Consider the following 245-nt stretch of genomic DNA (forward strand, 5'->3'; position numbering starts at 1 on the left):
TATGTATCCTTTCGAGCCTCATTATGGAAACCAAAATTATTATCAACCATTTGAAGTGTCGTTTGGGAATCAACCGCAGCAAGCGCATATGAATCAACCGCAACAACCGCACATGAATCAGTCGCAACAAGCGTATACGAATCAACCACAGCAACCGCACATGGATCAGTCGCAACAACCACATATGAATCAACCGCAACAAGCGTATACGAATCAACTACAGCAACCGCACATGGATCAGTCGC

At 44.9% G+C, this 245-nt stretch carries 1 pseudogene; it reads left to right on the forward strand.

The window, feature by feature from the left end:
• Nucleotides 1-245, forward strand: a pseudogene (locus tag MR071_RS25250) (YppG family protein); the annotation flags it as partial.

The sequence above is a fragment of the Bacillus cereus group sp. BfR-BA-01316 genome (assembly GCF_022664195.1).
Lineage (GTDB): Bacteria > Bacillota > Bacilli > Bacillales > Bacillaceae_G > Bacillus_A.